This is a genomic window from Burkholderia sp. Bp8998 (assembly GCF_003854235.1).
Lineage (GTDB): Bacteria > Pseudomonadota > Gammaproteobacteria > Burkholderiales > Burkholderiaceae > Burkholderia.
In genome coordinates, this window is record NZ_QTQF01000062.1 from 18764 (window position 1) to 28404 (window position 9641).

Consider the following 9641-nt stretch of genomic DNA (forward strand, 5'->3'; position numbering starts at 1 on the left):
CCGGCGTGGCCGGCGTATCGGACGGCACCGGCGCGATGCCGGTGCGGTGCTGCCTCAGCCCTGATCGTCGCCGGGCCACCAGGTTTTGGCCTCGCGGTCGACGAGCATCGTATCGAGATCCTTGCCTTCGAGCCATTTGGGTCTCGGGCCGCGGCCCGACCACGAGCGGCCGGTCGTCGAATCGTAATACTTGGCAGGCGCCTTGCGTTTTCGCTGGACGATGTAGCCGAGGGCGCTCAGCACTTCCTGCTGCGAGATGCCCAACAGCGCGACCTGCTCCTTGAATGCCGCGAGTGCGGCTTGCTTCTCCTTCTGCTTGGCTTCCGACAGCTTGATGTTCAGGTCCCGAAGTTGTGCTTCGAGTTCCTGCAGGGCCTGGGTCATGTATTCATCCTCTTTGGGCATGTTTTATTCAAAAAACCTCCGATGGCTGAACCTATCACGAAGTTCCGCCAATCTGTGTTGCGATATGTGAATCGTTTGCCTGGATCGGCAAGACTTTCGACGTGTGCCGAACGCAACGCGATCGTCGAAAGCCGCACGGCATCGGCACGCAACACGCGGCGCACCGCATCGGGACGCGCGGCGAGCCGTCGGTGGCGACCGCCTCGCCACCGGGCGTCGCCCCCTGTCACAGGCGCGGCATGGCGCGAATGATAGCAGTGCGCATCCCTCGTGTTCGAGGACTTTTGCGGTCCTGCGCACACTCGGCTTCCTTGGCCCGCCAGCGTCGGCGCCGGCGCGGCGGTTTACGTGCCGAAGCTGCACCCGTCCCACGCGATCCGCGCGAACAGCGCATGCAGCTTCGCGCCGCGCGCGGCGTTCAGCGCGCTTGCATGGGCGACGCGCCCGGCCAGGTAGCCGCGGAAATCCGGGTGCGCGGCGCGATTCTGCGACGCCGGTCCGTGGCGGATGCAGTTGGTCATGATGGCCTTCAGGAGGTCGAATTCGTCGCGCGCCAGGTTCGGATGACGATTGACGACCACGCCGGCCAGTTGCTGCCGCTCGCCGCGCCGCATCACGCGCGTCTTGCGCAACTGCAGCGCGAAGCCTTCCTCGAGGGCGATCGCGGCGACCCTCGCCTGCAGCCGCTCGGCCTCGCGTGCAAACGCGCCGCCGCCCGAGAACGCGAGATCGTCCGCATAGCGCGTGTAGGTCGCGTCGAGCGAACGCGCGAGTGCGGCGAGCCGCATGTCGAGGCGGAACGCGCACAGGTTCGCGAGCGCCGGCGAGGTCGGTGCGCCCTGCGGCAAGTGGCGGTTGCGGTAGCGCTGGCGGGCGGTCCAGTCGAACCGGTCGCGCAGGTCGGGCGCGAGCAGCCGCGCCGACGGCACGCGGTTGGTGCACAGCGCGGTCAGCGTCCGCGCGACTTCCGACGGATACCCGAGCGTCGTGAACAGCGCATGGACCCGCGCCGCGCGGACCGACACGAAGAAGTCCGCGAGATCGAAACGGACGACGACGTCGCGATCCGCATGCGGCGCGGCAAACGACACGATCCCGCGCCCCTTGCGAAAGCCGTGCGCCGCGTCGTGCGGCGGAATCCGGTCGAGCAGCCCGTGCAGGAGACGGCGCTGCGCTTCGCGCAGCCGGCCCTTCGGGATCTCGATCAGTCGGCAGCCGCCGCGACGCTTGTCGTAGCCCGCGTACGTGTAGTGATGCAGCGGCGAGTCGCTGCCGCGCGCATCGACGCGCCAGCGGTCGGACAGCCAGTCGAGCCCGGGCGCACTCACGCCGAGCCAGGTCGCGAGGTCGCCGCACGTCGGCCATTGCGGTACCGCGCCGCCGGCTAACCGCGGCGGCAATGGCCGCTGGACCGGCGGCCGGCGCACGATGCGCGACGCGACCGGCCTCTTGTTCTCGCGATGTGTCCGAACGCGTCAGGGTATCGTCGCACCGGACGCACAGCCCCGTGCCCCGACGCTTCCCGGCAAGCGGGAATGTTGCGCAGCGTGGCGTGATGCGATGCACGGACGATGACCGCCGTGGCGCGTTGCGGCGGCGCGGCGCGCGCCGCGCTTACGGCAGCGGCGGCGCATCACGCAACACGGCTTGCAGCCCCGCCGCGAACGGCGTCGCATGCTCGATCCCGAGTGCGCGCACGCGCGATGCATCCAGATGGCAATCGTACGGACGCGGCGTCGCATCGGCCGGCGTGTCGATCCGCGCGAGCGCCGCGTCGATGCCGAGCGCGGCCGCGATCCGTTGCGCGATGTCGTACTTCGTCATCGGTTCCTCGCCCGACCAATGACGGATGCCCGTGACGGGCGAACCCGCAAGCTGGCGCAGCGTCAGGTCGCGGATCACTTCCGCTACGTCCGGTGTGTAAGTCGGATAGCGGATCGCCCAGGCATCCATGCCGACCGCGTCGGCGCCCGGTCGCGCGGACGCGACGATCGCCGGCACGAGGCTCGTGACGGCCGACTCGCGCCAGTCGACGATCGGGCCGTAGAGCAACGGCAGGCGCAGCACGCAGGCCAGCGGCGACGCGGCGAGCAACGCGGCCTCGCCTTCCCGCTTGGTGCGGCCATAGATGTTCAGCGGGTTCGGCACGGCCTCCTCGCGGTACGGCGCGGCCTTGCCGTCGAACACGTAGTCGGTGGAGATGCCGAGCGTCCACGCGCCGTAGCGCGCGGCGAGCGCGCCGATGCGGGCCGGCGCGTCGACGTTGATCGCGCGCGCGGCCGCGGGGTCGCGTTCGCAGACGTCCGGGCGACGTTCGGCGGCGCAGATGATCACGGCGGCCGGGCGGCAGGTGTCAAAGAGACGTTCGAGCGCCGGCTGATCGAGCACGTCGAGTCGGGCGATGTTTTCCGGCGGCAAGGCGAGGCGCCGTGCGCCCGCGGTGTCCGGGTTCCGGATGGTCGCGACCAGTGTCAGCGACGATTCGCGGGACAGCGACGCGGCAACCGCCCGGCCGAGCAGGCCGGACGCGCCGATGAGAAGGATGGTCGGATGCGACACGGTAGCCAACGATGAAAGGGGATGAGGGGCCCCAATCTATACGAGAACCGGCAACCGATGTCGATTTCGGTCGCACGTCGACGGCGTGCGGATGACGAAACAAGGCCCGGTGCGCTTCCGCGCACCGGGCCCGTCGTGCGGCACGAAATCTCGCGCCCGCTTACTTCCGGTCGAACGAATACCGGCCCGGCCCGCTCACCGCGAGCAACAGCAGCCCGCCGATAATGCTGATGTTCTTGTAGAAGTTGATCATCGCAAGGTACTGATCCATGCCCTGCAGCGCCCAGTAACGATGCCCGATCAACGCGGTCGCGAGCGTGTAGACCGCGAACACCAGCGCGAGCGGACGCGTATAGAACCCGACCGCGATCAGCGCGCCGCCGACCAGCTCGACCGCCACCGCGATCACCGCCGACAGCTCGGGCGACGGCGCCCCCGTCGACGCCATGTACGCGACCGTGCCCGAGAAGCCGTTCAGCTTCTGCCAGCCGAACAGCACGAACAGGATCATCATCAGCACGCGAGCCGCCAGCAGCAGCTCGTCCTTCTTCGACTCCAGCGAAACGTAACGCATAGCAATCACCTTGAATTGACGGTTTGACGCATTCGGTGCCGACGTCCGCCGAACGGCGAACCCACGAATCGACAGCGAACCCGCCTCGCACGATCGAACCGCGGGCCGGTCGGCCCGCCGCCGAAGAATCCGTCCCGGTCGCGCCGTCCTGGCACGCTGCGGAGCGGTTCTGGCGAAGCACGGGTGCAGTCTACTGTCTCATGGGAAATCATCAATCCCTCAAAACAAGATTGGCCGTCTCAATTTAGTGGACAATTGTCACGTAACAAACGTGTCATGTGCGGCCGACGCGCCTATCGGCGCACCGGCCACCGAATCACATCACATCGATCGGATAGGTCTTGTCGAGATTGTCGTGCCACGCGCGAATGGTCTTCGGCACGGCCTTTTTCCACGCCGGCACGTTCGAGTAATAGCGCATGCGCACCTTGTCATGCGCATCGAACACGAGCAACCCGATCCAGAGCTCGCCGCCCCGGCGCATCACGATCGCGGCGTTCGTCGTCGCGATGCCGCGCACCCAGTACGACGTCACGGCAGCGTTCAGGCCATCGAGATCCTTCTCGTCCGCGCTGTCGTTGATGGTGTCGACAAGCGTCTGATAGTCGGCGCCGAGCAGCGTGTGCGCGATCGCGTTCTGCCGCGCATCGGTCAGCACCTTCAGCGTCACGAGGTCGGCCGGTGCGCTCGCCTGCGCCTTCGACGCCGTCACGTAGTCACCCGAATACACGACACCCGCGCCGGCACCGCAATCGCCACCCTGTTGCGCGACCTGTACGCGCCCGCCCTTGCGGCTGAAATCGAGCCGGCAATGATCCTGGCGAAACGTGCCGCGGTCGCCGTGCAGTTCGATATCGCCGCTGAGTCCGCCGGTATTTGCGCCGTTGGTGCCGCTCAGTTCGAAGTGAAGGCGCGGCGGAGCGCCGGTGAACGTCAGCACGCCGCCGAACGACGGGTTGTCGCTGTCGCGATACCACGTCTGCTGCCAGCGGTCGGCCGCAAGCGGTGCGCCGCTCAGGCTCGCGAGCCGCTCGCGATAGCGATCGCCGACGCACGACGCGTCGGTGCCGCAGCGGTCGCGCTGCTTGAGCCATCTCAACTGCGCAGCCTTCAGCGCGGCCGTATCGCCGCCTTTCGCGAGCGCCTTCTTCCACGCCGCCGCCAACTGGCCGTCGAGAGACGACAGCCCGGCGTCCGCGCAGATCACCTTCTCGGTCGGCGAAGCGGCCTTCGCGCAGTCGAAGCCGGCCGCCTGGGCAACCATCGGCGAGATAGTCAGTACTGCCAATAGCACGGCGAATTGCAGGTTCGCGCGCCGCACATGCCGGCCGCGACGCGCGGCTTGCCCTCGCTCGCCGGCGCGAGCATTCGATCGGTTCTTGATTGTCATGGACTGGACTCGTCGTGGATCGCGGTGAGTAGAAGCTACGTGCCCGATACGATTCGAGGTAAAAACACCCGGCCCGACATGCGTTGCGGGCCGTCGCCCCCGCCGAAGCCTAACGCGAATGCGCACGGCCGATCAATCGGCGCCCGACGATGCGCGCGAACGGATCGGCCGCCATGCGGGATCGACATGTCCGCGCCGAGCCCGCCCGCTACGCCCGCCCGCCCAGCCGCTCCGCCAGGAACCCGATGAACGTCCGCAGCGTGACGAACCCTTCCCGATGCTGCGGAAACACCGCGTTCAGCGTGATCGGCGACGGCGCATACGCGTCGAGCACCGGCACGAGCGCACCGCTGTCGAGCGCGGCGCCGACGATGAAATTCGGCAGCAGCGCGATGCCGAGCCCCGCGATCGCCGCGTCGCGCACGACTTCGCCGTTGTTCGCGACGAGCGGGCCCTGCACATCGAACGTGCGCGCCGCGCCGTCGATCCGGAATTCCCAGCCGACGCGCCGCTCGCGTCCATATAGCAGGCACGTATGCGCGGCGAGGTCGGCCGGCGTCGCGGGCGTGCCCTGCCGTTTCAGGTAAGCGGGGCTCGCGCACGCGATCATCTGCCACGCACCGAGCGGGCGCGCGATCAGCGTCGAATCCTCGAGCGCGCCGATCCGCAGCACGAGGTCGAAGCCCTCGCCGATCAGGTCGACGCGCCGGTCGGTCAGGTCGAGGTTCAGCCGCACGGCCGGATGCGCGGACAGGAATTCGGCGATCAACGGCGACACGTGCGTGATCCCGAACGACAGCGGCGCACTGATCTTCAGCGAGCCGTGCAGCTCGGTGCTGCGCACCGACATCGCCTGCTCGGCGTCGGCGATCTCGGCGAGGATCCGCTGCGCGCGCGCATAGAACTCCTGCCCCGATTCCGTGACCGCGAGATTGCGGGTGTTGCGCAGCAGCAAGCGCACGCCGAGCGACGCCTCGAGCGCCATCGTGCGCCGGCTCACGAACTGCTTGGACAGCATCAGCTGGTCGGCCGCCGCCGTGAAGCTGCCCGCGTCGACGGTCGCGACGAAGATCCTCAGGTCGTTGAATTCCATATTGTCCACTCCGAAGTGACAGTCATTATCTCATCAGCCATTTATTTGTCAAATCGATTGACCTAAGATTCATCTCAACGAACGGCCGGGCCCACTTCCGAGGTCCGGCGGACATCCAGGAAAAATCATGATCGAGACTCGTGCAGCAAACCAACGTGGCCGTGCCGAGCATGGCTGGCTCAGCTCCCGTCACACGTTTTCTTTCGCGAATTACTACGATCCGAAGCAAGTCGGCTTCTCCGACCTGCTGGTGATCAACGACGACCGCGTCGCACCGGGCCGCGGCTTCGGTACGCACCCGCACCGCGACATGGAAATCCTGTCGTACGTGCTCGACGGTGCACTGGAGCACAAGGATTCGATGGGCACCGGGTCGGTGATCGTGCCGGGCGACGTCCAGTTGATGAGCGCGGGTACCGGCGTGCGTCACAGCGAGTTCAACCACTCGCACGAAACGCCCGTCCACTTCCTGCAGATCTGGGTCGGGCCGTCCGAGAAGGGTGCCGAGCCGCGCTATCAGCAGACCAATGTCGCGGCAGCCGACAAGCGCGGCAAGCTCACGCCGATCGTGTCGCCCGACGGTAACGGCGGCTCGCTGAAGATCCGCCAGGACACGCGGATCTTCGCGGGCCTGTTCGACGGCGACGAGCGCGCCACGCTCGAACTGGCACCGGACCGCTTCGCCTACGTGCATGTCGCACGCGGCAGCGTGACGGTCAACGGCGTGACGCTCGGCGAAGGCGACGGCGCGCGCATCCGCGGCGAACATGCGCTGACGTTCGCCGACGGCAAGGACGCCGAGGTGCTGGTATTCGACCTGCGCCCGGTCGAAGTGACGGCCGAGTGGGCATGACGCCCGTTCGGAACATCGGGCCCCGCTGACCGCGGGGCCTTCTCAATCGGAGATTCGCAACATGGCCAAGGTACTCGTTCTTTACTACTCGTCCTACGGGCACGTCGAAACGATGGCGCAGCACGTCGCGGAAGGCGCGACATCGGTGCCCGGCGTCGAGGTCACGCTCAAGCGCGTGCCGGAAACCATTCCCGTCGACCAGGCGAAGGCGATCGGCGTCAAGGTCGACCAGGCCGCACCTGTCGCCACCGTGGACGAACTCGCGGACTACGACGCAATCATCTTCGGCACGCCGACCCGCTTCGGCAACATGGCCGGCCAGATGCGCACGTTCCTCGACCAGACCGGCGGCCTGTGGATGAAGGGCGCGCTCGTCGGCAAGATCGGCAGCGTGTTCGCGTCGACCGGCACGCAGCACGGCGGCCAGGAAACGACCATCACGTCGTTCCATTCAACGCTGCTGCACCACGGGATGGTGATCGTCGGCGTGCCCTATGCGTGCAGCGGGCTCGTCAACATGAACGAGATCACGGGCGGCACGCCGTACGGCGCGACCACGCTCGCGGGCGCGGACGGCAGCCGTCAGCCGAGCGCGAACGAACTCGACATCGCGCGCTACCAGGGCAAGCACGTCGCGGAACTCGCCGCGAAGCTCGCGTCGTAACGCGGGTGGGTGGATTGCCGTGCGTCCCGGAGCGCCCGGGACCGCGGCGCGTGCCGCCCGCGCGGGACGCACAAGGACAAACGGCGCCGGTCGACCCGGCGCCGTTTGTCATCGCGCGAAGGCGGGCCGTTACTGGCCCTTACTGGCCCGATGCCGGCGCGGCAGGCGCGGCGGGAGCCGGCGCGGGCGCCGCCTTCGTCGCGGGCGCCTTTTCCACCGCGTTCTGCGGATAGTTGCTCTGGTCGTTGGTCAGCCGGTAGCCGCTGCCCGTGCCGATCGCCTTCAGGTCCTTCGCGTGGCGCGCGCGGGCCGCCTTGCGGGCGGCCTTCTTCTGCGCCTTGTCGAGCTGCTGCTGCGTCGGTGCGGACGCCGGATCCTGCGCGTATGCCGCCGGCGCGGCGGTCAACAGCAGACCGAACGACGCCGTTACTGCCACTGCCACCGAAACCACGCGAGACTTCGTCATGGCCGGAACTCCTTGTCGATTGTTGGTTGTGGGTCGAACGCCGGCACGCACGCAACGGACGTCGGCGTGCGACGACGGCGCCGATGCAACGTTAGCCGATCGCTGCACGAATGTCCGTGCCGGTTCCTGAATTCTCCAGATAACGGCAACGATACATGCGCGGCAGACGCCCGGCCGGCCGGCGCGGCGCACGCGGCCATCAGGGAAACCGATAGCATCGCGCGCCGCCGATGCCCGGTGCCCGGTGCCGCTCAGATCCAGCGCGACAGCACCGGCAGCAGGATCGGCACGACGAATGCGGTCAGCACGCCGTTCAGCCCCATCCCGAGGCCCGCGAACGCGCCGGCCTCCTCGCTGACCTGGAACGCGCGCGCGGTGCCGATCCCGTGCGACGCGACGCCGAGCGCGAAACCGCGCACGGCCGGCTCCTCGATGCGCAGCACGTTCAGGATCGCGCGGGCGCACACGGCACCGAAGATCCCGGTCGAAATCACCAGCACTGCCGTCAGCGACGGAATCCCGCCGATCGCCTGCGCGACCGCCATCGCGATCGGCGTGGTCGCGGATTTCGGCGCGAGCGACGCGATCGTCTGGTGCGACGCGCCGAACAGCGCGGCAATGCCGACCGCCGACACGATCGCGGTCAGCGAGCCCGCCAGCAGCCCGACGAGCAACGGCACCGCGGCGCGCCGCAGCTTCGACCACTGGCGGTACAGCGGCAGCGCCAGCGCGACGGTCGCCGGGCCGAGCAGGAAGTGAACGAACTGCGCACCCTCGAAATACGTCGGATACGGCGTGTGCGTGATCGTCAGCAGCACGACGATCAGCGCGACCGCGATCAGCACCGGGTTCGCGAGCGGGTTGAAGCGCGCGCGTGCATAGATGGCCTGTGCGATCAGGTACGCGATCAGCGTGATCGTCAGGCCGAGCAGCGGGGTCGCGGCGAGATAGACCCAGATCGCGCCGAGTTTCGGGAACGCCGTCATTGCGTGCCCTCCGCCGTGCCGCCCGCACGCCGCTGGCGCCGCAGCAACGCGCGGGTGACGAGTGCCGTCACGGCGATCGCGAGCGACGTGCTCACCGCCAGCGCGACGACGACCGCGAGCACATCGCCGCGCACGCGGTCGGCCGACACCATGATGCCGACGCCGGCCGGCACGAACAGCAGCGACAGATGGCGCAGCAGCTCGAGCGCGGTCGGCTCGATCGCGTCGGCCACCTGCGGGCGCAGCATCACGAAGCCGAACAGCAGCAGCATGCCGATCACCGGGCCCGGCACCGGCAGGCCGGACAGGTAGGACACCCCTTCCCCGAGACACTGGAAGGTCAGCAAGACCGCGAACGCCTGCAGCATGAACCGCTTCTCCCGAACGTGGCCGCGCTATCGTGCAGTCGCGCGGCCGATGGGCCGGCGGCATGCGACGCCGGCGTGGACGATACGCGGGATCGTACCAACAATGGGCGCGGCAGGCACCGCCGGCCATCACGCGATCGGGATCGGGATCGGGCCGCTGCGATCCGGCCGCCGGTGTCGCGTTTCGACGCACCTGTCGCCCCGCTCCCCATGCGCAAGCGGCGGACCCAAGCCCGCCGCTTCGCCGTTCGCATTCGAACCCGTTCGAATGCCGCCCGCAGCC

General features: G+C 68.3%; 10 protein-coding genes and 1 pseudogene. 2 read left to right on the forward strand and 9 right to left on the reverse strand.

Annotation, left to right across the window (positions count from 1 at the left end; genetic code table 11):
- Positions 1-54 precede the first annotated feature (54 nt).
- The 6 genes and pseudogenes from DIE06_RS35040 to DIE06_RS35070 form a co-directional block, all read right to left on the reverse strand.
- Positions 55-384 carry an H-NS family nucleoid-associated regulatory protein gene (locus DIE06_RS35040; protein ID WP_124665338.1) on the reverse strand — a complete coding sequence of 110 codons (330 nt, stop codon included), beginning with the start codon at positions 382-384 and terminating at the stop codon, positions 55-57.
- A 365-nt stretch (positions 385-749) separates the two neighbouring features.
- A pseudogene (locus tag DIE06_RS35045) lies at positions 750-1853 on the reverse strand (reverse transcriptase family protein); the annotation flags it as partial.
- Positions 1854-2019: 166 nt separating this feature from the next.
- The gene (locus DIE06_RS35050) at positions 2020-2964 is read right to left on the reverse strand and encodes an SDR family oxidoreductase (RefSeq protein WP_124665339.1); all 945 of its coding nucleotides are present in this window, start codon (positions 2962-2964) and stop codon (positions 2020-2022) included.
- Between the two features lie 160 nt (positions 2965-3124).
- Entirely contained in the window at positions 3125-3538 is a 414-nt protein-coding gene (locus DIE06_RS35055) for a DoxX family protein (protein WP_059449243.1), read from the reverse strand.
- A gap of 316 nt (positions 3539-3854) precedes the next feature.
- Positions 3855-4928 carry a lysozyme inhibitor LprI family protein gene (locus DIE06_RS35065; protein WP_124665340.1) on the reverse strand — a complete coding sequence of 358 codons (1074 nt, stop codon included), beginning with the start codon at positions 4926-4928 and terminating at the stop codon, positions 3855-3857.
- A 208-nt stretch (positions 4929-5136) separates the two neighbouring features.
- Entirely contained in the window at positions 5137-6021 is an 885-nt protein-coding gene (locus tag DIE06_RS35070) for a LysR family transcriptional regulator (RefSeq protein WP_124665341.1), read from the reverse strand.
- 127 nt (positions 6022-6148) lie between these two features.
- On the opposite strand from DIE06_RS35070, the gene DIE06_RS35075 reads away from it, so the two are divergent.
- Entirely contained in the window at positions 6149-6874 is a 726-nt protein-coding gene (locus DIE06_RS35075; protein ID WP_124665342.1) for a pirin family protein, read from the forward strand.
- Positions 6875-6935: 61 nt separating this feature from the next.
- The gene (wrbA, locus tag DIE06_RS35080; protein WP_124665343.1) at positions 6936-7538 is read left to right on the forward strand and encodes an NAD(P)H:quinone oxidoreductase; all 603 of its coding nucleotides are present in this window, start codon (positions 6936-6938) and stop codon (positions 7536-7538) included.
- A 139-nt stretch (positions 7539-7677) separates the two neighbouring features.
- Here the strand turns inward: wrbA and DIE06_RS35085 are convergent, their stop codons facing one another.
- The 3 genes from DIE06_RS35085 to DIE06_RS35095 all read right to left on the reverse strand — a co-directional run bounded on the left by DIE06_RS35085 (position 7678) and on the right by DIE06_RS35095 (position 9358).
- Entirely contained in the window at positions 7678-8004 is a 327-nt protein-coding gene (locus DIE06_RS35085) for a hypothetical protein (protein ID WP_124665344.1), read from the reverse strand.
- Positions 8005-8255: 251 nt separating this feature from the next.
- The gene (locus DIE06_RS35090) at positions 8256-8990 is read right to left on the reverse strand and encodes an LrgB family protein (RefSeq protein ID WP_124665345.1); all 735 of its coding nucleotides are present in this window, start codon (positions 8988-8990) and stop codon (positions 8256-8258) included.
- A complete protein-coding gene (locus tag DIE06_RS35095) occupies positions 8987-9358 on the reverse strand; it encodes a CidA/LrgA family protein (RefSeq protein ID WP_124665346.1) in 372 nt (123 codons plus the stop codon). Before DIE06_RS35095 ends, DIE06_RS35090 begins: the two co-directional genes overlap by 4 nt.
- Positions 9359-9641: the final 283 nt, after the last annotated feature.